This is a genomic window from Paraburkholderia sp. RAU2J (genome assembly GCF_003634845.1).
GTDB classification, from domain to species: domain Bacteria; phylum Pseudomonadota; class Gammaproteobacteria; order Burkholderiales; family Burkholderiaceae; genus Paraburkholderia; species Paraburkholderia fynbosensis.
In genome coordinates, this window is the sequence record NZ_RBXG01000003.1 from 153,184 (window position 1) to 173,084 (window position 19,901).

The 19,901-nt window shown below is 61.0% G+C and carries 18 protein-coding genes and 4 pseudogenes; 5 read left to right on the forward strand and 17 right to left on the reverse strand.

What is annotated here, in order from left to right:
• Positions 1-99: 99 nt before the first annotated feature.
• Together B0G69_RS32140 and B0G69_RS32145 are read right to left on the reverse strand one after the other, a co-directional pair.
• Positions 100-741: pseudogene (locus tag B0G69_RS32140) on the reverse strand (IS6 family transposase).
• A gap of 73 nt (positions 742-814) precedes the next feature.
• Entirely contained in the window at positions 815-1,339 is a 525-nt protein-coding gene (locus B0G69_RS32145; RefSeq protein ID WP_121324106.1) for a PRC-barrel domain-containing protein, read from the reverse strand.
• A gap of 417 nt (positions 1,340-1,756) precedes the next feature.
• Here B0G69_RS32145 and B0G69_RS32150 point away from each other — a divergent pair.
• Positions 1,757-2,244 (forward strand): annotated as a pseudogene (locus B0G69_RS32150) (aldehyde dehydrogenase family protein); the annotation flags it as partial.
• A gap of 179 nt (positions 2,245-2,423) precedes the next feature.
• Here B0G69_RS32150 and B0G69_RS42240 read toward each other — a convergent pair.
• The 4 genes and pseudogenes from B0G69_RS42240 to B0G69_RS32165 form a co-directional block, all read right to left on the reverse strand.
• Positions 2,424-2,612: pseudogene (locus B0G69_RS42240) on the reverse strand (IS3 family transposase); the annotation flags it as partial.
• Between the two features lie 5 nt (positions 2,613-2,617).
• Complete coding sequence (locus tag B0G69_RS32155) at positions 2,618-4,192, reverse strand: glycoside hydrolase family 32 protein (RefSeq protein ID WP_241991581.1); 1,575 nt, start codon at positions 4,190-4,192, stop codon at positions 2,618-2,620.
• A 113-nt stretch (positions 4,193-4,305) separates the two neighbouring features.
• Positions 4,306-4,557: a winged helix-turn-helix domain-containing protein gene (locus tag B0G69_RS32160; protein WP_121324110.1), complete on the reverse strand. Its 252-nt coding sequence runs from the start codon at positions 4,555-4,557 to the stop codon at positions 4,306-4,308.
• A 91-nt stretch (positions 4,558-4,648) separates the two neighbouring features.
• On the reverse strand, positions 4,649-6,250 hold the full coding sequence (locus B0G69_RS32165) for a glycoside hydrolase family 68 protein (RefSeq protein WP_121324112.1): 1,602 nt from the start codon (positions 6,248-6,250) through the stop codon (positions 4,649-4,651).
• Positions 6,251-6,450: 200 nt separating this feature from the next.
• On the opposite strand from B0G69_RS32165, the gene B0G69_RS32170 reads away from it, so the two are divergent.
• The gene (locus tag B0G69_RS32170) at positions 6,451-7,464 is read left to right on the forward strand and encodes a substrate-binding domain-containing protein (protein WP_121324113.1); all 1,014 of its coding nucleotides are present in this window, start codon (positions 6,451-6,453) and stop codon (positions 7,462-7,464) included.
• A 595-nt stretch (positions 7,465-8,059) separates the two neighbouring features.
• On the opposite strand, the gene nirD is transcribed toward B0G69_RS32170, so the two are convergent.
• From nirD to B0G69_RS32215, 8 genes are read right to left on the reverse strand one after another with little or no spacing between them, the layout of a single operon-like run.
• The gene (nirD, locus tag B0G69_RS32180; RefSeq protein ID WP_121324115.1) at positions 8,060-8,380 is read right to left on the reverse strand and encodes a nitrite reductase small subunit NirD; all 321 of its coding nucleotides are present in this window, start codon (positions 8,378-8,380) and stop codon (positions 8,060-8,062) included.
• 1 nt (position 8,381) lies between these two features.
• Positions 8,382-8,750, reverse strand: a complete 369-nt coding sequence (locus tag B0G69_RS32185) for an SUF system Fe-S cluster assembly protein (RefSeq protein WP_121324117.1) — start codon at positions 8,748-8,750, stop codon at positions 8,382-8,384.
• A gap of 8 nt (positions 8,751-8,758) precedes the next feature.
• Positions 8,759-9,211: a Fe-S cluster assembly sulfur transfer protein SufU gene (gene sufU / locus B0G69_RS32190; RefSeq protein ID WP_121324119.1), complete on the reverse strand. Its 453-nt coding sequence runs from the start codon at positions 9,209-9,211 to the stop codon at positions 8,759-8,761.
• The gene (locus B0G69_RS32195) at positions 9,208-10,461 is read right to left on the reverse strand and encodes a cysteine desulfurase (RefSeq protein WP_121324121.1); all 1,254 of its coding nucleotides are present in this window, start codon (positions 10,459-10,461) and stop codon (positions 9,208-9,210) included. The genes sufU and B0G69_RS32195 overlap by 4 nt, the downstream gene beginning before the upstream one ends.
• Entirely contained in the window at positions 10,458-11,783 is a 1,326-nt protein-coding gene (gene sufD, locus B0G69_RS32200; protein ID WP_121324123.1) for a Fe-S cluster assembly protein SufD, read from the reverse strand. Before sufD ends, B0G69_RS32195 begins: the two co-directional genes overlap by 4 nt.
• Complete coding sequence (gene sufC / locus B0G69_RS32205; RefSeq protein ID WP_121324124.1) at positions 11,780-12,571, reverse strand: Fe-S cluster assembly ATPase SufC; 792 nt, start codon at positions 12,569-12,571, stop codon at positions 11,780-11,782. Before sufC ends, sufD begins: the two co-directional genes overlap by 4 nt.
• A 30-nt stretch (positions 12,572-12,601) precedes the next feature.
• Positions 12,602-14,050, reverse strand: coding sequence for a Fe-S cluster assembly protein SufB (gene sufB / locus B0G69_RS32210; RefSeq protein WP_121324125.1), 1,449 nt, complete (start codon positions 14,048-14,050; stop codon positions 12,602-12,604).
• Positions 14,047-14,550, reverse strand: coding sequence for an SUF system Fe-S cluster assembly regulator (locus tag B0G69_RS32215; protein WP_121324127.1), 504 nt, complete (start codon positions 14,548-14,550; stop codon positions 14,047-14,049). The genes sufB and B0G69_RS32215 overlap by 4 nt, the downstream gene beginning before the upstream one ends.
• A gap of 401 nt (positions 14,551-14,951) precedes the next feature.
• Here B0G69_RS32215 and B0G69_RS32220 point away from each other — a divergent pair.
• The 3 genes and pseudogenes from B0G69_RS32220 to B0G69_RS32230 all read left to right on the forward strand — a co-directional run bounded on the left by B0G69_RS32220 (position 14,952) and on the right by B0G69_RS32230 (position 17,018).
• Positions 14,952-15,638 (forward strand): annotated as a pseudogene (locus B0G69_RS32220) (IS6 family transposase).
• Positions 15,639-15,671: 33 nt separating this feature from the next.
• Positions 15,672-16,205, forward strand: coding sequence for a hypothetical protein (locus B0G69_RS32225; RefSeq protein ID WP_121324129.1), 534 nt, complete (start codon positions 15,672-15,674; stop codon positions 16,203-16,205).
• Positions 16,206-16,631: 426 nt separating this feature from the next.
• Positions 16,632-17,018: a DUF3022 domain-containing protein gene (locus B0G69_RS32230; RefSeq protein WP_121324131.1), complete on the forward strand. Its 387-nt coding sequence runs from the start codon at positions 16,632-16,634 to the stop codon at positions 17,016-17,018.
• A gap of 329 nt (positions 17,019-17,347) precedes the next feature.
• On the opposite strand, the gene B0G69_RS40815 is transcribed toward B0G69_RS32230, so the two are convergent.
• The 3 genes from B0G69_RS40815 to B0G69_RS32245 form a co-directional block, all read right to left on the reverse strand.
• Entirely contained in the window at positions 17,348-17,530 is a 183-nt protein-coding gene (locus tag B0G69_RS40815; protein ID WP_147440802.1) for a hypothetical protein, read from the reverse strand.
• Positions 17,531-17,897: 367 nt separating this feature from the next.
• The gene (locus tag B0G69_RS32240; RefSeq protein ID WP_147440803.1) at positions 17,898-18,242 is read right to left on the reverse strand and encodes a hypothetical protein; all 345 of its coding nucleotides are present in this window, start codon (positions 18,240-18,242) and stop codon (positions 17,898-17,900) included.
• A gap of 487 nt (positions 18,243-18,729) precedes the next feature.
• Positions 18,730-19,425, reverse strand: coding sequence for a FadR/GntR family transcriptional regulator (locus B0G69_RS32245; RefSeq protein ID WP_121325059.1), 696 nt, complete (start codon positions 19,423-19,425; stop codon positions 18,730-18,732).
• Positions 19,426-19,901 lie beyond the last annotated feature (476 nt).

Here is a 19,901-nt window from a genome sequence, read left to right on the forward strand (position 1 = left end):
CCACTGCAGCCAAAAAGAACGATCCCGGCCAGCAAACCGGTCGCAACCCCGCGCGGTTGTGTCGCAATAAGGGCGGCAGGATAAGCAAGTCCCGTATGTTCAGGAATTCTTAAATGACGAGCGAACGGATTGCTCGGCAACAGTCCCGTCTGCGCCAGCATCTTTCATTTGGCCCTTCCTGATCATATGCATCAGTTCGATGCCCGACAGGATGATGCGGGCGCAACGAAAATACTTGAAACTCATCATGGGTTTGACGATAGGTTTGATCGCGCGATGGTCGTGTTCGACAACGTTGTTCAGATATTTGACCTGGCGCACCTTGATGGGCGTTTTCCGTTCGGCGTTGATGGCTTGCGGCGCGGCCAGATTGGCACCGCTTTTGTCTACGGTGATGGTCTACGGTTCGCCGTTCTGTTCGATGGATTTCTCGAAGTAGCGACGCGCGGCAGCCTTGTCACGATGGGCTCGCAGCAGGAAATCGACGGTCTTTGCGGCCTTATCCATCGCACGATAGAAGTACTTCCACTGGCCGTTGATCACCCAGCGGTGTACCGTCGAATGGTCCACCTCGACACGGCGTTCCGCCATCATCTCTTCCAGATTGCGCAGGCTCAACGAGTACGCCACGTACCACCGAACGCACAGCAAAATCACCTCCAGCGGGTAGTGCAGTCGCTTCAGCACCTTGGCGATCCCAGGCGGCAATGTCTCACGCGGTGTCTTTGTCGTTCCGGTCATCTTTAGCGTCTGCAATTTCCGTTTGCTGAATTCTACCCAGCGCATTAGCGCGACAGAACCCGCGTCGCCGATGTTAAAGTTTGACGTCCCCTCGCTCAGGCGACGCAGGCGAATCCCCAACGCTTTCACCAATCCGCATATCGCCGCGCTCGTCGACGGGTAGTTCCGTGCGGCTTCCCCAGTATGGCTTGCTGCCATAGTATGCATGCACCGTGGCGGCCCAGTTCGGATCGGCCATCGCCGGCCAGTTATCCTTGTCGAAGCCCGGTGCATTCCTGATCTGCTCGGACGATGCCGACAGCACAAAACGTTCGTGCGACCTGTCGAGGGTCAGCATGGCCCAAGGTATCGCGAGTAGCTTGCCGCCGATGCCGAGAAAGCCGCCGCTTGCCAGCACCGCGTACGCTATACGACCGGTGCGCACGTCGAGCATGATCTCCTTGATCTTGCCAACGTCGTCGCCGTCCGCGCTCAGCACGGTATTGCCGTCGAGCGTTGCGGCAGCCATGACATCGCGGCCCGGCCCGTCGGCCGGATCGGCGCTCGTGCGCGTGATTTGTGCTCCGCCTTCATGGGCGGACTCAGGGGTCGGATTCATGATAACGCTCCTTATTTATCAATAATGGATGTAGGAAATGACGTGACGCACTCGTCACGACGATCCGCCTGCAAGGCGGCACGAGACCGCAGTTATTTTTTCGGGCAGGTCATTGAGCAGATCGACGATCTCGTGATTCGCGCTTTTGCCGCGTGCCGATCCGCAAAGATTCCTGGGTGTTGCCCGAGATCTAGCGCCGCCGAATGCTTTCTAAACATCCGACCGGATTTCCTGTGCCGGTTGATGCCAGCTGCCCGCGCAACTGGTGAGAGATGTCTTCAGTACAGCATCAGGCATGCCCGAGCCCCAGCTCACCCGCGCAGGACCGGGAATGTCTTCCGGGCGCCGAGTGACGTAGCCGCGGACGGTACAAACCGTGCGACGCCGATGACGAACTAGCCGGCTGAGGAACTGGCGAAGCTGAAGGTGGGCATGCCATGGGAGCCGGGTGTGAGCATCACGCCACTGCCGGGCATGCACCGCACCGCCCACATGACCGAGGCGATCGACGACGCGAAAGCCAAAGGCGCGCGCGTGGTCAATGATGCTGGCGGCGAGTTCTGCAAGACGCTGTTCTATCCCGCGGTCATCTATCCGGTCAGCGACGGCATGGCGCTGTATCGCGAGGAGCAATTCGGCCCGCTCATTCCAGTCGCGCCTTTCGACGATGTCGAAACCGCGCTTGAATACGTGACAACGTCCGAGCACGGCCGGCAGGTCAGCATCTTTGGCTTCAACCCGTCCCAAATCGGCGCGCTGATCGATCCGTTGGTCATCAGGTGTGTCGCGTGAATATCAACTGCCAATGCCAGCGCGGCCCCGACGTCTTTCCGTTCACCGGCCGCAAGGAGTCGGCAGAAGGGACGTTGTCCGTGACCGACGCACTGCGTGCGTTCTCGTTATGCTGAGCTCAGTCGGAAGCCGTGGACGCCAGCAGGGTCAGGCAGCGACCTGATTCACATAGTAGCGCTGCGTGAATGCCACGGGTGACAGGTAGCGCAGACGGGGCTGCATGCATTTTCGAAGCACTTTCCCCGCGACTTATTGACGTCTACATGCGGAACTGGCTCACGGGCGCCTGAAATAGTACTTCGGCAACGAGGTATGGTTCCTGTTGTGCTCGCAACGACAGCGCCCGTTTGCGCCACGCATAATAGCGGCTCACGGAAACGCCCAGCAGGCGGCAGATCGGTGGCACCGGGCAGTCCTGGCGCTTGTTTTCAATCACGCCGTGCCTTACCGTGATTCCTTCGCAATGCACATCGCGAATTCTATCGGCTAGCGCGGAGGCCCCTCACCGTGCTGCGCAGCAAGATCGGTAATCGCGATGTCGGAAAAGGTGGCTTCGCCGTCGTCGGCGAACACCGAAGCCCGGTTGTCGGTTTGCGCCGGAAAGATAAGATCGGTGATGACAGTGCGGCCGTCGCCCGCGAATACTTCCACCGAATTCCTGTCGACTATTACCGTAAGGCGCAACTTGCCGTTTTCCAGCGGCAGATTGACGATGTGCTGCTTGCTGAACGCGTCCGAGAAATCAGTTACACCAGACCTCGAACGGTCGAGCGTCAAAGTCCCGCGGGTGGTGTCGTAGAAGATCCGGGTGCCGGTCTCGCCGTTCTCCGAGCCGCGTACGATGAGACCCGCGCGTCGTGCCGAACCCGGGCTGATGGTCATCGTGATGTTCTGGACGATGCCTCGCGTGGGTGCGGCGAACTGTCGCGTCGCCGACGAGACGGCAAGCGCATTCACGCGCGTGGTCGACTCTTTACGCAGCAGGCGCGCGTATTGTTCCACTGGCGCGAATGTCAGCTGCCGCAGCCCGTCGACCGTTTTTAGCGCGAGCAGGCGAGGTAGTGCCATCGCGCCCTTCCATGGCGTAGTGGGTATCTGGCTTGCGTAGTCCCAGTTGCTCATCCAGCCGATCATGACTGCCTCGCCGCCAGGTGCGTTGGCGAATGTCCCGGCCGCGTAGTAGTCGGCGCCATGGTCGAGCCACTGATAGCGCGCGGGATCAGAACCCGCAGGCGCGACATGCTCCGGCGTGAACGTCTTGCCGTCGAAATTCCCTACGAAATACATCGCGCCGGATCCGCCGGCAATCGACCACGGATTGACGTTGACGATCATCACCCACTTCTGATTCCGGCTATCGCCATCGAGAGGAAGCACGAACAGATCCGGCATTTCCCACAGTGCGCCGCGATTGGGGACATCGGGAAGACTGAAGTCGCTGAGAAATGCCCAGTCGATCAGGTTGTTCGAGCGGTAGATCTTGACGACGTGCGCGTCCGCGACGACGGTGGTCATCAGCCAGTAACCTCCTGGCGCGTACCACGAAACTTTCGGATCACGAAAGTTTTTCGATTCCGGGTCGAGAGTCAATACCGGATTGCGCGGGTATTGATGCCATGTCTGACCGTCATCGATGCTGTATGCAAGCGACTGAGCCTGCGTGCCCTGTGGGTGCCCGGACCCTGTCTTATAAGCGCTCGTGTAAAGCGCCACCAATGGCGACGAATTCGCCGGGCCTAACCCGGAGCTGTTATGCGCATCCACGACGATCGAGCCGGAAAAGATCTCCTCGCGTTCGTTCGCGTGCATGGCAACCGGCTGCTCGTCCCAGTGAAGGAGGTCGCGACTGGTGGCATGTCCCCACGACATGTCGCCCCAGACGTTGCCGTTCGGGTTGTACTGATAGAACAGGTGGTAAAGACCCTTGTAGTACACCAGCCCATTGGGATCGTTCATCCAGTTGCGCTGCGGCGTGTAGTGAAGCGCCGATCTCCACTGCGTGGTGCCGTTATGGTCCGCTCCGACTGATGCGGAGGGCGCCGCGCACGCCGTGACTGACATGGTCAGCGCCGTGAACAACCAGGCTGACAGCGCACGCGGAAAGGGAATGAAGGAACGTTGCAAATCATGCATTGAGTGGTCTGTTTCTGTCGTGGGCAAAGCGGGCAGACTGTTCAGGACAACGGCCGAAGAACAACTGTGCCGCGCCTTGCGTCGCCCGTGGTCAACCCGCGACGCGCCGTTTCGCGCATCGCGCGGTTCACTGTATTCACGTGCAGGCCGAGGAAGTCGGCGAGCATCCGCTGCGACGGCAAGCGGTCGCCCGCTTTGAAGCCTCCGGCGCGTATCGCCGTTTCGATTTCATCCGCTACGGCGAGATACGCGGGGCCGCCGTGCGCGGACAGATCGGGAATCCACCTGCTCATGCCGCCTCGCTCATACTCGCGTCGGTGATTTCGTGATTGCGTGGGCGGATGGCAGGCCGGGCCGCCATCCGCCCACGTACGGCAGACAGACTTACTGAGCGCCGTTGCCGCCACCGTTGCCGTTGCCGTTGCCGTTTGCTGGAAGGTTGGCCGGAATATCGCCATAGCCGCCCAACCCGCCCTTGCCGTACGACCGGTCGACAGAGGTCGAAATGCCGCTAATGTTGATCTTCGCAGTCGGCGCGAGGGTGCCGCCGCGGCGCGGGCCGATCGCATCGATGAACGATTCGACCAGGCCGCCTGGCATGACGTAGTGCGAGTACGACTGGAACGCGCGCGGATTCTGGTTCGGGTCCTGCGCATAAGGCGCGCCGACCGGCATATCGAAGTCGGTCGGATTGCCAAGCACAAGACCGCTGCCCTGATTCAGCGGCAGGAAGTCGCTGCGGATGCCGTTACCGACGAAACCGTACACGCCGTCCGGACCGTCCACGCCCGCGGCCATCGTTCCCCGGTGACTGATCGTGAACAGATAGTACTTGCCGTCCTTCATGTAGATCTGCGGGCGTTCGGTCTGATCGTCCACGCAGTTCGCCGACAGGAGCGGCGGCAGGAACTTCCACTGTGTGAGCTTTTTGTCGGTCGCGACGGCAAGACCGACGTTCGCCTTCTGGTAGACCGCGCCTGAGTTCATCACGGTGTTCAGATCCTCACGATACGGGTCGTTGGCCGCGTAACCCAGATCCGCCTCAGTGCAGGTGCGTGCGCCGCGCGACCCTCCCGTGTTGCCCTCGAACACCATGTATGTCTTGCCCGGATGGGCCGGATCGGTGAAAACGAAGGGATCGCGGAACGAATAGTAGGTGTTCTGCTGCCCCGTCTGATACATCTGTCCGTCTGGCTGCAGCAGCGCCTGATGATTGTCGAAGCCGTCGAACCAGACGTGCTTGTCGTCTGCATGAATGTGGCCGTCCGTGCGCGTGATGATCGCGATTGGCGGCGTGATGTCCTGCCCGCCCGCGCCCGAGCGATTGAACGACAGCGCCGTGTAGTAGAGGCTCACGTTGTTGCCGTTCATCAAACGCGCGGAGCCGGACCATTCCGCGTTGTTGGTCATCGGCGCGGTGCCGAAGACCTTGGCGCTTGCACCGTCCGGGAAGAGATGGCCGCCCCACGTCCAGCCGCCATCCGCCGGACGTTGCGACGCCGGAATCCCCGCCCGGCGATAGAAGAAGCCGATACGCGCATGCACGTGGCGGTCGTCGAACGTATAGCCCGCGTGCGGGTCCGCAGTCAGCGAAAAGATCACCTCCCAGCCGTTATAGCTCAACTGGTTCGCACGCAGATCGGCCAGCGGCCAGGTATCCCAGACCCACACGTTCGGGTTGATCAACGGAAAGTCCTGGGCGATGTCCGGCATGGTCAGTGAAGCAGGCAGTGAATTCTTGTCCGCGGCCGTTGCGGTGTGGGACTGCGCCTTGATCTGACGGATGTCGGCGCGCGTCCAGCGCATCGTGAAACTATCCTCCGGGTCATATGCCTGCTGCGAGTGCGGGGTCGGTGCGGGAAAGCCCGCGCCATTGGATTGGGCGAGCGCCGGTACCGCAGCCGCTGCGAGTAGCGAGCCGGAGATGAGGCCGGTACGCAGGCGAGTACGGTTCGAGATCTTTTGCGGGGACCGAAGTGAATTCATGGGGTTCGCTTCCTGAAAGGGTCGAAAAAACAGCTGAGCAAGTTACTTAAAAGCACGTCCAAACCGGTTTGAATGCTAATCCAAACCGGTTTGGACGTCAAACGTTTGCGCAGACGTGTAGGATATGCATACTTCGGCATACCGCCCGCTTTCAGCGGCAGCGTCGGAGGATCGGAAACGGGGAGTCCAGAGGTGGCACAGTGAAGGTGAACTTGAAAATGCTGTCGAGCTCGCTCGGTCTTTCGCGGACGACCGTCAGCCGGGCGCTAAACGGATACGACGACGTCAGCGAGGCCACGCGCGCGCGGGTCAGGCAGGCTGCCCAGGAACTCGGCTATCACGCGGACCCCACTGCCCGCCGGCTCGCAACTGGCCGAGCGGAGGCGGTGGGACTGGTGTACCCGTTTGGCGCCAATGCGCTCGGCGACCCACGGTTCGGCGAAGTTGTCGCCGGCATGACGCAAGGCCTGGGGAAGAGCGGCCTGGACCTTTTCATCGTTTCGGCGCGGCCGAATGCAGAACTCGAGACGTACCGGCGCCTCGTCGACGGCAAGCTGGTGGATGGCCTGATCGTGGCGCGTACGCTGGTGGATGATCCGCGCATCCAGTTTCTGCAGGAGCGCAACTTCCCGTTCATTGCGTACGGCCGTACGAACAGTGCGCAGCCATACGGATGGTTCGACTTCGACAATGAAGCGGGCGCCCGCGCAGCAGCCCAACGCCTGCTCAGTTTCGGGCATCGAAGAATCGCGATCGTGAGCGCGCCGCTGACGCTGAACTTCGCGGCGCAACGGCGGGCGGGTTTTCTGACGGCTCTGCGTGAGGCAGGCATCGAGCCCGAGGCGCAACTGCTGATCGAATGCTCATTCGACAGAACAGGTGGCTACGATGCGATGCGCACCCTGCTCAACCTCGACGAGCCACCGACCGCCGTGCTGGTGGACAACAATATCGCCGGCACGGGGGCATTCCGGGCAATCGGCGATAGTGGCCGAAACGTCAGAACCGATCTCTCCCTGATCGTGTACGACGGCGTGCCGCCCGATGTTTCGTTCCCTCACACAGTGACCGCTGTCGTGCAGCCGACCGGGCACTCGTCCGGTGAGACCATGGCGGAGCTGATCCTCGGCGCCATATCCGGGCGTGGGCATTGTGCGCACCGCCTGGTGGCACCCTACATCGAACCCGGCGACACGGACGGGCCGCGCCGCTAACCGCACGTCAGAACCGGCGCACCTGTGTCCTGATATGGTCGCCGACGCGCAGTGCCTGCGCTGCCGATGATGGGAAGAAATTCGCATCGACCCCGAACGGTACTGTCACCCTGCCACACAATGTACCCCCGAGCGGCACCCTCTCCTATGCCGGCGGCTACCGGTCCCCGCCCGACGTCATCAGCTATGCGGCGTAACTGTTCTACCGTTTTCCGCTGAGCCTGCGCTTGGTCGAGGGGTCCTGGCCGCGCGCGACATCGATCTGACCTACGAGACCGTGCGCTGCTGGTCGGCGAAGTTCGGCCTGGGCATTGCCCGGGTTCCGTCGCAGTAAGGTAAGCGGGTCAAGCAAAGGATCCACGCTTATCAGATGCTAGAGGCCGGGATCCGGCAGTTTGCTGTGTGAAGCGATACTGGCGAAGGCCGGCACATTCTCATTGCGGTCGCCCGCTATCTCGCCGCCCATTCACCGACTGAACGCGGGACACTGCAAACGGCCGACATCGCCCGGCGCTTGAAGGCGGCGAGCTGCATCAGGGGGCTGGGGCGTCGTGACGTCGCTTTCGTGAGAACGAGAGCCGGTCGACAGCGCACCTCAATCCCACCGCTCGTCACGCACCTGAACGACGCCCGCCTCGACCCGCACCGGAAACGCCACCACATCCTCATATGCCGGCGGCGCCAGCACCTTTCCGGTCCTGATGCAAAATCGTGCACCGTGGCGCGGACAGACGACCACGTCGCCTTCCACCACCCCGCCCGTCAGGATGCCGCCGTCGTGCGGACAGACATCCTCGATTGCGTAACAGGTGCCGTCGACGTTGAACACAGCAACCTGCGCGCCATCGACCTCGACGCTGCGAACAGACCCGGCCGGAAAATCCCCGATCGCGGCGACATCGACCCAGTCGGACATGTCAGAGCATCCCCAATTGCAGGCGCGCCGCATCCGACATCCGGTCTCTCGACCACGGCGGATCCCACACCAGTTCAACGTGCACGTCGTTCACTCCGCTCACCGAAAACACTGCATCCTCCACGGTCGCCGGGAAGGTCTGCGCGACCGGGCAGCCGGGCGCGGTCAGCGTCATGCGGATCCCGACGCGGCCTTCGGCTTCGTCCACGTCAAGACCATAAACAAGCCCCAAATCGTAGATGTTGACCGGAATCTCCGGGTCGAACACGGTGCGCAGCGCGTCGATCACGCGCTCTTCAAGACGTTCAGTTGTTGCGCCGCTGCCGGGTTGTGCGGCCTCAGCGCGCTTCAGCCAGTCGAATGTGCTCATCGTCTGCCTCACTCTGTCGAAACGGGGCGAGCCTCGTCGTGCAGCGCGGCGCGCAGCGTATGCCAGGCCAGCGTCGCGCACTTCACACGCTCGGGAAACTCCCGTACACCGGACAGCACCGCCAGCTTACCCATCTCCGCGGCTGGCGCCTGCCCTGCAGCGGGTGTGGTCACCATGTCGTGAAAGCGCCCGAACAGCGCTTCGGCCTCTGCTTCCGTTTTGCCTTTCAGCGCCTCGGTCATCAACGACGCCGATGCTGTCGCAATTGCACAGCCTGCGCCTTCGAAACTCGCCTCTTTGACGATGCCGTCCTCGATTCGCAGATATAGCGTAATGCGGTCGCCGCACAGCGGGTTATAGCCCTCAGCCGTGTGATTGGCACCGGACAGTCCATGACAGTTACGCGGCCGCCGGTAGTGGTCGAAGATAAGCTCCTGATACAGATCACGCAGATCGCTCATGTTCCGAATATCTCCCTGACTTTGACGAGGCCTTCGATCAGCGCGTCGATATCCTGATGCGTGTTGTAGAGGGCGAGCGACGCGCGCACGGTAGCCGGTACGCCGAAGCGCTGCATCACCGGCATCGCGCAATGATGGCCCGCACGCACGGCGATGCCGTGTCGATCGAGAATCGTGCCGACATCATGGGCATGCACGCCGTCGAGCACGAACGACAGAATGCTTGCCTTGTCGCGTGCGCTACCGATAAAACGCAAGCCCGGTATCACCTGCAGGGCGGCCGTCGCATAGGCGAGCAGTTCGTTCTCGTGCGCGGCGATGACTTCCATGCCGATGCTGTCGACATAGTCGAGCGCCGCACCCAGCGCAATCGCGCCGGCAATGTTCGGCGTACCCGCCTCGAACTTCCACGGAATCGCGTTGTATTCCGTTTTCTCGAACGTTACCGAGCGGATCATGTCGCCGCCGCCCTGCCACGGCGGCATCGCTTCAAGCAGTGCGGCCTTGGCGTACAGCACGCCAATGCCAGTCGGTCCGTACACCTTATGCCCGGAAAACGCGTAGAAATCGCAATCTATTGCGCGGACGTCGACCGGCAGATGCGCGATTGCCTGTGCACCATCCAGCAGCACCGGCACGCCCCGCGCGTGTGCCGCTGCAACGATGCGCTCCACCGGATTGATGCTGCCGAGTGCGTTGGCCAGGTGCGTCATCGCGACGAGCCGCGTACGTTCACTCAACAAACGCTCGTACGCGTCGGCATCGAGCGCACCCGTATCGTCGATCGGCACGACTTTCAGCGCCGCGCCCGTATGCTCGCAGACGAGCTGCCACGGCACAATGTTCGAATGGTGCTCCATCGCGCTAATCAGGATTTCGTCGCCGGGCTTGATCTGCGGGCGAGCATAGCTCTGGGCGACGAGATTGATCGCCTCGGTCGTGCCACGCACGAATACGATCTCCTCGGGACGCTGCGCATTGATGAGGCGTGCAATCTTCGCGCGTGCGGCCTCGAATGAATCGGTCGCGCGCTGCGACAGCAGATGCACGCCGCGGTGCACATTGGCGTTGCTATGCCGGTAGTAAGCGTTTTCCGCGTAGATGACCGAGGCGGCCTTTTGCGTAGTGGCGCCATTGTCGAGATAGACCAATGGCCGGCCATGCACGCGCTCGCCCAGAATCGGAAAATCGGCTCGCCAGTGCTCGACATTGCGCGGATCGGGCGTCTGCATCTGTTCGATCGGCTTCATAGCAACTCCCTGATGCGCTCGCCTTCCGGGGTGCGCGCGAACAGCAGGTTTTCGAGCCGCTCACGCAGCGAATCGATGCGCACACGTTCGACAATGTCGCGCGCAAATGCGTATGTCAGTAGCGCCCGCGCCATGCGCTCTTCGACACCTCGTGCACGTAAATAGAACAGCTGGTTGTCGTCCAGTTGACCGACCGTCGCGCCGTGTGTGCATTTCACGTCGTCGGCGTAGATCTCGAGTTGTGGCTTCGTGTCGATTTCCGCATCGCGTGACAGCAGCAGGTTGTGATTCGCCTGATGCGTGTCCGTTTGCTGCGCATCGCGATGCACGATGACGCGCCCGTTGAACACGCCGCGCGCAGCGCCGTCGAGCACGCCGCGGTAGTATTCGCGACTCGTGCCGTGTGGCTCCGCGTGATCGATGCGCGTGTGGTGATCGACGTGCTGCCGGCCGCCAACGAAATAGAGACCGTTCAACGTGGCTTGCGCGTTCGCGGCGTTCAGGCTTGTGCCGATACCGGTGCGCGACAACGCGGCGCCGAAAGCGAATGCATGTGAGGTAAAACAGCTGCCGCGTTGCTGCGCCGCTGCGACCGACGCGATATGAAAAGCCTTCGAGCTTTCCTGCTGCAACCGGTAGTGCTGCACGTCCGCCTGCTCGTGGGCGACGATGCGGGTAACGGCGTTGGTCCAGTACGCGTCGTCGCTCAGCCCTACAAAATGCTCGACGATCGTGCAGCCCGAGCGTGCTCCCGCAAGCACGACATTGAACGGCTGCACCGCAAGACCCGCTTCGTCGGTCAGAAACAGGATATGCAGCGGTTGATCGATGACCTCGCCAGGCGGCAGCACGATGGCAAACCCATCCGTCATAAACGCCGTGTTCAGCGCGGCAAAGCCATCTGTATATGCCTGCGAGGCGATCGCCGCCTCAAGCCGTTGCGGCATTTCTCGCAACGCCCGCGTAAGCGAGCCTACAAATACCCCATGCGGCAAGCCATTCAGCTTCGACGGCCGCGGCACATGCCGACCGTTGACAAAGACCAGTCGATGCCCGGCAGGGTCCAGCTTGAGTTCATCGATGACGTGCAGCACGTCGCTATCGTCGGTGCGTTGCGCCCTGAAATGCCAGGAACGCTTGCCGATCGCCGACACGTTCGTGTATTTCCAGTCCTCGTGCCGCGTGGTCGGGAAACCCAGCGCGTCGAACTGGTCGAACGCGCTTCGGCGCGCGGCACGCAGCCACGGAAGCTCAGCGCCGGGCAACGTCTGCGCGAGTTGCGCAAAAGCCTGATGGAAGTAGTCGAGGGATTCGTTTTTCATGGATGCCCCGCGCTTTCCTGGCTTGCTCTATTTTCTGGTTGCACCGCTTCATCGTCGATCCAACCATAGCCTCTACGCTCCAGCTCCAGCGCGAGTTCACGGGACCCCGACTTCACGATCCGGCCATTCGCCAGCACATGCACGCGATCCGGCACGACGTAGTCCAATAGCCGCTGATAGTGCGTCACGAGCACGATCGCCCGTTCTGGACTGCGCATGCTGTTGACACCGTGCGCGACAATCTGCAATGCGTCGATGTCGAGCCCGGAATCCGTTTCGTCGAGAATGGCGAGCCGGGGCTCCAGCACGACCATCTGCAGAATCTCGTTGCGCTTCTTCTCTCCGCCGGAAAAACCTTCGTTCACGGCGCGATACAGCAGACTCTCGTCCATCTGCATCAGCGTCATCCTCTCCTTGACCCGTTGCAGAAACTCCATCGCATCGAGCTCCGGCTCGCCACGATACCGCCGCTGCGCGTTCAGCGCCGCCTTCAGCAGATAAACGTTGCTCACGCCGGGTATCTCGACGGGATACTGGAACGCGAGAAACAGTCCTTGGTGCGCGCGCTCTTCGGGTGCGAGCGCCAGCAGGTCACGGCCGAGATATGAGACCTCGCCGCCCGTGACAGCAAAGTCCTCGCGCCCGGCCAGCACCTGGGCAAGCGTGCTCTTGCCCGAGCCGTTCGGGCCCATGATCGCGTGCACCTCGCCGGCCTTTACACTTAGATCGATGCCATACAGAATTTTCTTGCCGTCGACTTCGACCTGCAGATTGCTGATTTCGAGCATGGTCCGACTCCCTCGCGAATCGCTGTGGGTTTATCCCACGGCGCCTTCCAGGCTGACGCCGAGCAGCTTTTGCGCCTCGACGGCAAACTCCATCGGCAGCTCCTTGAAGACCTCCTTGCAGAAGCCGTTCACGATCATCGACACCGCATCTTCCGGCGACAACCCACGCTGCCTGCAATAGAACAACTGATCTTCGCCGATGCGGGATGTCGATGCTTCGTGTTCGACCTTCGCGGTCGGGTTCTTGACCTCGATGTAGGGGAATGTGTGAGCGCTGGAACGGTTTCCGAGCAAAAGCGAATCGCACTGCGTGTAGTTGCGCGCGCCTTGCGCCGCACGGCCGACCTTCACGAGGCCACGGTACGCGTTCTTTCCCCGGCCCGCCGAAATGCCTTTGGACAGAATTGTGCTGCGCGTATTGCGGCCGAGGTGAACCATCTTCGTCCCGGTATCGGCCTGTTGATAGTGGTTGGTCAGCGCCACCGAATAGAATTCACCGACCGAGTTATCGCCCTGCAGGATCACGCTTGGATACTTCCACGTAATCGCCGAACCGGTTTCCACCTGAGTCCATGAAATCTTCGAATTCGCCTCGCGGCAGTCGCCACGTTTGGTCACGAAGTTGTAGATGCCGCCCTTGCCCGACGCATCGCCCGGATACCAGTTCTGCACCGTCGAATAGCGGATCTGTGCACCTTCCAGCGCGACCAGTTCGACCACAGCGGCATGCAGTTGGTTTTCGTCGCGCATCGGCGCGGTGCAGCCTTCCAGATAGCTCACGTACGCGCCTTTGTCCGCGACGATCAGCGTGCGCTCGAACTGCCCGGTGTTCTGGGCGTTGATACGAAAGTAGGTCGACAGTTCCATCGGGCAGCGCACGCCCGGCGGGATGTAGCAGAACGACCCATCGCTGAACACGGCGGAATTGAGCGCAGCGAAGAAATTGTCGGTGTGCGGCACGACCGAGCCGAGATACTTTCGCACCAGTTCGGGATGATGCTGTACGGCCTCCGAGAACGAACAGAACACAATGCCGAGTTCCGCCAGCTTTTCGCGGAACGTAGTCGCTACCGACACGCTGTCGAATACCGCATCCACCGCTACGCCCGCCAGCAGTTCGCGCTCCCTCAGCGGCACACCCAGCTTTTCGTAGGTACGCAGCAGTTCCGGATCGACTTCATCGAGACTCTTCGGACGATTCTTCTGCGTCATCGGCGCGGAATAATAGACGATGTTCTGATAATCGATCGGCGGGTGTTCGACCGTCGCCCAGTGCGGCTCGGTCATCGTGAGCCAGTGGCGATAGGCCGCGAGCCGCCATTCGAGCATGAACGCCGGCTCGTCTTTCTTCACCGAAATGAGCCGGACCACGTCCTCGCTCAGCCCGCGCGGAAGCGCATCGGCCTCCAGATTGGTCACGAAACCGTGCTGGTATTCGCGGTTGATCAGTTCATCGAAACCGGTTGTGGATGCGCTCATGCGTGGCCTCCGTCAGTCGATCTGCGGGCGGGCATCGCGCCCGCGCGGCGGCTGGGGATACTACGGGCGCGGATCGCGCTGATATCGACTGCGCGCAACGCGGGGCCCGCCATGTCCGCCAGCGTGACCTGCTGCAACGCTTCGTAAATCAGGCGATTGACCTTCTGCCAGTTGGCGCGCACCGCGCACGCCGCCTCCTGGATACACAGGCCTGGCGTCGTGCTGCATTCGGTCATCCCGATCGGGCCGTCGACAGCGGCGATTACTTCCGCCAGCGTGATCCGCGCGGGCGGCCGCGCCAGCAGGTAACCGCCGTTTGCGCCCCGCAGCGACTCCACGACACCACCGCGCGTCAGGACTTTCAGCACCTTTGACACCGTAGGCATCGCGACGCCGGTCGCCGCCGCAATGCTGCTTGCGCTGTGGACGGCATCGGGATCGCGCGCCATCGCGGTCATGATCACCGTGCCGTAATCCGCAAGTTTGCTCATGCGCAACATCGGAACATCTCCCGTTTTAATCAGGACCCAATTGGTCCAGATTACGTCGAAACGAAATCCGCACGTTTGCAGTGAGCGACACTGTCCTGTGTGGGGATTGCTGGCCACGTCGCCAGCCGCTTTTCTTTCGGCAGAAGCATTTCGCGAACGACGCAACGCCAATTTCATTCTAGACCTGTATGCACAACCTTGTCAGTGTAGTGGTCTTCGTGACGGACCGCTCTGGCGAGACACGCTCCATCGACCGCGAATACCCACTCGCCCGACGAGACATCAGTTGTTTGATATCCAGAATATCGAAAACCGATTTAAAAGCCGGAATCCGCGTGAAGGCATAAAGCGGCTGCGCAAAAAGCTCGGGCTGCGCTTCAGGCAAAAGCGTAAATTCATGGTGTGGCGCTTTGCGCCGGGAGTTCGTCAAACAGTGGAACCGCTTTGGCAGGCCCACCGGTCAGACGTGGCGTGTCGATGAGACTTACCTCAGGCTGCGCGGCAAGTGCGTCTGTCTTTATCGGGCAGTAGATCGGGAGGAGCAGACGGTAGACTTCATGCTCAGCGCCAAGCGCGACGTGAAGGCGGCAAAAGCCTTTTTCAGGAAGGCAATCAGGCATCAAGGCCAGCCACCGAAGACCATCACGCTCGATGGTTAAGCGGGATCGCACCGCGCCGTGCGCGAGATGAAGTCCGATGGCTTGCTGCCTGAGGACTCGAAGGTCCGATCCTCTAAATATCTCAATAATCTGGTCGAACAGGACCACCGCAACATCAAGTCCCGCACGAAAGTCATCCTCGGCTTCAAACGTTTCGGGAATGCAGCGATCACTCTCTCAAGTATTGAGTTGGTACATCTATTCGCAAAGGCCAATTCAGTCTCGCGAAGCTCGGCCTCAAAGATACCGCTGCACCCACGGTTTGGAAGGCCGTCCTGTCCGCTTCGTGAGGTATCCTTTCTATATAGCAAAAATCTCGTCCAGACCACCTTCCAGACCACCTTCCAGACCACCTATTTGCACCGGAGCCCGATTTCGCAGGCGCCGGCGCCACAGGCCCACGCGCTTGCATCCGGCAGGATCGACTGCTCGACCTAAAATGAATTATCCGGATCGATTGGGAGAGAAATTGTGGAACTTCACCTGGATTCCCATCATTTCACGCACCGTCAGCCCGACTGGCGGGCAGCCGCCCTGGCGGGGGTTATCGCCGGAGCGATATTCCTCATATTGGGGGTTTTTCTGATGGCGCTCGTGACCGGCCAGAGCCTGACGGAACCTCCACGCATGATCGCCGCTATCATTTTGGGTCGTGGCGCATTGCGATCGCCGCATGCGTTCTCTGTCGGCATTGTCCTTGCAGCCTTCATCGTCCATTTTGCCCTTGCGATCGTTCTCGCGCTCATCCTCAGCCTGATCGCGGTGTCGTTCAGCCTCGACTCGAGCGTGGGGATGGCAACGCTCGCGGGTGCCGTTTTCGGCTTGATCGTCTACATAATCAATTTCTATGGCATGACCCAATTTTTTCCGTGGTTCGCGGAGGCGCGGAACTGGGTCAGCGCGCTCGTTCACATTATCTTTGGCGTCGTAGCGGCGGACATGTACATGAAACTGGACCGCAGGGCATCCAACGTGGCCAAAGTGGATTCGGACGGCTCGTCGTAACTGGTTCGTCAGGCCAGAAGTGAGGGAAAAATGCGCTCTGCCCTGACCGAATCACCGCATACTCGGCACGGCCGCGTCGGTGAATCTGGGCCGTCGCGCAGCTCGCCCAACGCTCGGCTCGCATCCGTGATGTGCGTAGCGCCTCGCTTCGATTTGGAGCGCTACTTCGCCGGCAAGCGCATGAAGGCGTGAGCGTCGGCGTGTGTGAGTTGGCAGACGAGCAGACGCGCCGTTCGCCCCGCAACATGTCATACGGAAACGATTGAGATGCTCATATGCCGACGATGCAACCCTTAGCCTCGGCCTTCAGCGGCACGCAGATCCTCAACATCGCTTGGGCATCGGTCCGTTCCGGCGCCGCATGTATCCGGCCGTTTGCCGGGACGCTTATGTATCCCGGTCAGACGAATCTACAAGGATGTAATCATGAACCAGATAGATTTGCCCCAACGTATCGAAGAAATCGAACTGGCGCTCTCGGAAGTCTTTGAGTCCGCGAAGGCAGCCGCTGTCAGCAGCTATGACGAGGGGTCAGTTTATTTCATTCATCTCTCGTGGGTGGTGGAGTCGCACAGGGATGCGTCCCTTGATGCGCGGTGTGCCATCACCGTCCGGTTCTCCCGACAACAGATCGACCACTATGCAGCCCTTGATACGTCCGCACGTGCCGTGGTCCGCGACCGACTCTGTGAAATGGTTCGCACGCGCTTTAGCGAGCAACAGGATCCACCACCGCTACAAGGCGCATGCTCTGTTGAACTCGACGTCGACGATGCGCTGCTCGACATACCGGACGCTCCCTACGAGTTGTAGCGTCGAAACGGACGTCCGGAAGGCGGGTCACCCTGGTGTGCCCATCCGCGAACGACGACCCGATGGTTCCCTTGCGGAGTCCATGGAGCGGTGAAGAGGTTCGCGGAGCCAGAACGGCATTCCGGGCGACAGCGAACCGGGAGCCGCTTGGCGTCGAGCCCGTGCCGGCAAGCGCCAGGTTCGCGGCGCGCGCCATCCACGACCGTCGAGGCAGTGCCTGAGCCGGTGGAGTTCGCGACGGATTCACGCCGCCGCGCATCGGAGTGGACATTGAGGAAGGTCGGGATGTCGTGAATCACGCGGCGACACGCCGGCTGTCTCCATTTCCGCTACTGGCTGGCACCGCTCGCGCCCATGGCGCCTGGTGTGGCGGGAGCGCTCATCGTCCCGCTGGCGCCGACCGCCGAACTGGCTGCATCGCTGCTATTGTCTGCGCGCTTGCAGGCGGTCGCGCCAATCGCGAGGAGTACAACCGATGCCGCGACCGCGGCATATTTCATGTGCAGTTTCATTGAGGGCTCCCGTTATCCGTTTCGGTATCCGTTTGTCGGCCGAATCCATTCGTGGATCGCAGCTATGTCGCTGCCGGAACCGGCATCGCGCATCCCGGCCAATCCACATTCTTTGCCGGCTGGTGTCGCCTGTAACGTCAGCCTGTCATTGAGGATCGTGCAAACCGCGTGCCTCATGCCGGCATGCCGACTCTGGAAATAGCCAGGCAGGCTGCCCGATACCGGCGGGTGCCCTGCATGTATCGACGGCGGCGGTACAAAGTTACAAAGACAGTGTATATACATCGCGGTTTGAAGAGGCCGACAGTGATGCCAACAGACAGAACTGCGCCAGCCCTCTGCCATGCCTTCGCGGCGCGAAGCCCACTCATGGATAGAGGGTCAACAGGCCGATCACGGCGGGGTCGGGCAGTCCGCCGGCAAATTCGACTCCGCGGCGAAGCGCAGCGGATGCGGCCCCGTCAGCCGTACTGAACAGCGGGCCAGGACTACTTTCGCCAAAGAACGCCGCAGTGGGATCCGGATCGTCGACGCCGACAAAGAAAGCCGATCGCCACGCATTCCGTTCATACGTTTCCTGCGTATTGACCACATACCGACGTACATTAGCGGTTGTCATTGCAGTCTCGCATGCGCGGAACGGGATCAAAGCATAGTCATTGAATGGCTGTAATGCAAAAGCTGTGTAGTTCTGTCTCGCCGCATGCGCCACGTCGAGAGTCCAGGGTGGCGATGAGGCCGTCGGGACTGAGTCGCAGGGAGTCACGCGCCGTATTCATGAACGTCCTCTTCGCCGAACAGCCTCCAGCCCGGTCGGCCGGGTGATCGCGAACGGTTCGCCAGCGACCCCTTAGACGGAGTCAACGTTTACTCTGGTAAAGCGGACGCGTAGATGTCCGTTCCGCCCGATGCATTGGACTGCCGCAGGCCTTCAACGACGGCCTGCAACGACCGTTCATATAACCTTAGATTCAGGGTATCCGCGAATGCAGGCACGGCAAGTGAGAGCCGGAGCAGGCCATGACGCGCACGTATGAGTATCACGGATTCGCGCTTGAAGTGACTGTCGAATCAGACTTCCGTTGGCAGCAGGCCGTGAGAACCGTCACGCCGACGAGCCTTCGGTTGAGTTACCAAAGAGGAAGCACTCCCGGAAAGAAGACATCAGAAACGGTCCTCTCCGACGCTCCGAAATACTTTCAACTCGCCTCTATCCATCGCGCCTCTGACGCCTTCAGATGGCGACGAATGGCCGCCTGCGCGGCTAGCGGGTCTCGCTCCTCAAGGGCCCGATAAATTGCCTCGTGTTCTTCAAGCGCCGCCTGCCAGGTCTGGCTCGTTTCCGCGTGCCCGCTAAGGCGAGACGAAATGGGGCTGTGCCGTTCGTCGAACAATTCGGCCACCATCCGTACCAGCACGGAGTTTCCGCTCATTTCGGCAATGCACACATGGAACGCACGATCATGCTCCAGCGGCGAAAGTCCCGCTTTCACCTGCGTGCGCATTGCATCAAGGGTCTCGCGCAATTGGGCTAACCCATCTGGTGTGATCAGCGCGCTAGCCAACACGATCACCGACCCTTCCAGTACAGCCCGCGCCTGCATCAACTCTGACGGACTTTCGCCCATAGCGGCTGTCGTACTGGACGACCGGTCGGGCACGCGGCACACGTACACGCCCGAGCCCTGACGAATTTCGACAGAGCCGGCAATCTCCAGCGCGATCAGAGCCTCTCGAACCGACGGCCGGGAGACGCCGAGTTGCTGCGCGAGATCGCGCTCCGCCGGCAGACGCGTTCCTGGCGCGAAGCCGCCCGACCCAATCAGGGAGCGAATCTGATCGGCGATGTGCTGGTACAGGCGCCTGGTTTCGACCTGCTTCAGTTGTGTTGTCAAATGCCCTCTCCCAAGGTTTGCCTGGCCAGCTGAGCGAGCGTCCGCGTCTAATTGGTCTGACCACATTTCCAAAATACAATGCGGAAGAATTATATACGAATGTCCTTTCCTTACATTGCCTACGCCAATGAGCCACGACAGGTAAAGAGCTTTGCGGTTATGCTGACATGGTACGCTTCCCGTTGCAGCCAAAGCTCTACCACCACCGGAATTTAAAGTGACTTGACCAATTAATCGAATTTACCTATGCTGGAATCGGTCCTGACAGCCGTGGTTGCCGCCGTCGCCGGCGTCGACCACGGGACCGATCCGGCAGGCACGCCCGACATAGCCACTCGTGCGAAGTGACAAAATGGAGACAGACTTGCTGGATTTCCCTGCCCAGCCCGCCCCCCGTCGCCCGATCCCAGCGCAGGCCGACTCCGTTCATTTCCGCTGTTTCGAACTCATCGTGGATGAACGCCGAGCGGCAACCG

Coding starts and splice junctions, on each gene's coding strand:
- B0G69_RS32145 (WP_121324106.1), bottom strand. CDS start 1,339: ATGAATCCGACCCCTGAGTCCGCCCATGAAGGCGGAGCACAAATCACG.
- B0G69_RS32155 (WP_241991581.1), bottom strand. CDS start 4,192: ATGTCAGTCACGGCGTGCGCGGCGCCCTCCGCATCAGTCGGAGCGGAC.
- B0G69_RS32160 (WP_121324110.1), bottom strand. CDS start 4,557: ATGAGCAGGTGGATTCCCGATCTGTCCGCGCACGGCGGCCCCGCGTAT.
- B0G69_RS32165 (WP_121324112.1), bottom strand. CDS start 6,250: ATGAATTCACTTCGGTCCCCGCAAAAGATCTCGAACCGTACTCGCCTG.
- nirD (WP_121324115.1), bottom strand. CDS start 8,380: ATGTCCGACTGGGTCGATGTCGCCGCGATCGGGGATTTTCCGGCCGGG.
- B0G69_RS32185 (WP_121324117.1), bottom strand. CDS start 8,750: ATGAGCACATTCGACTGGCTGAAGCGCGCTGAGGCCGCACAACCCGGC.
- sufU (WP_121324119.1), bottom strand. CDS start 9,211: ATGAGCGATCTGCGTGATCTGTATCAGGAGCTTATCTTCGACCACTAC.
- B0G69_RS32195 (WP_121324121.1), bottom strand. CDS start 10,461: ATGAAGCCGATCGAACAGATGCAGACGCCCGATCCGCGCAATGTCGAG.
- sufD (WP_121324123.1), bottom strand. CDS start 11,783: ATGAAAAACGAATCCCTCGACTACTTCCATCAGGCTTTTGCGCAACTC.
- sufC (WP_121324124.1), bottom strand. CDS start 12,571: ATGCTCGAAATCAGCAATCTGCAGGTCGAAGTCGACGGCAAGAAAATT.
- sufB (WP_121324125.1), bottom strand. CDS start 14,050: ATGAGCGCATCCACAACCGGTTTCGATGAACTGATCAACCGCGAATAC.
- B0G69_RS32215 (WP_121324127.1), bottom strand. CDS start 14,550: ATGTTGCGCATGAGCAAACTTGCGGATTACGGCACGGTGATCATGACC.
- B0G69_RS32230 (WP_121324131.1), top strand. CDS start 16,632: ATGAACCAGATAGATTTGCCCCAACGTATCGAAGAAATCGAACTGGCG.
- B0G69_RS40815 (WP_147440802.1), bottom strand. CDS start 17,530: ATGAAACTGCACATGAAATATGCCGCGGTCGCGGCATCGGTTGTACTC.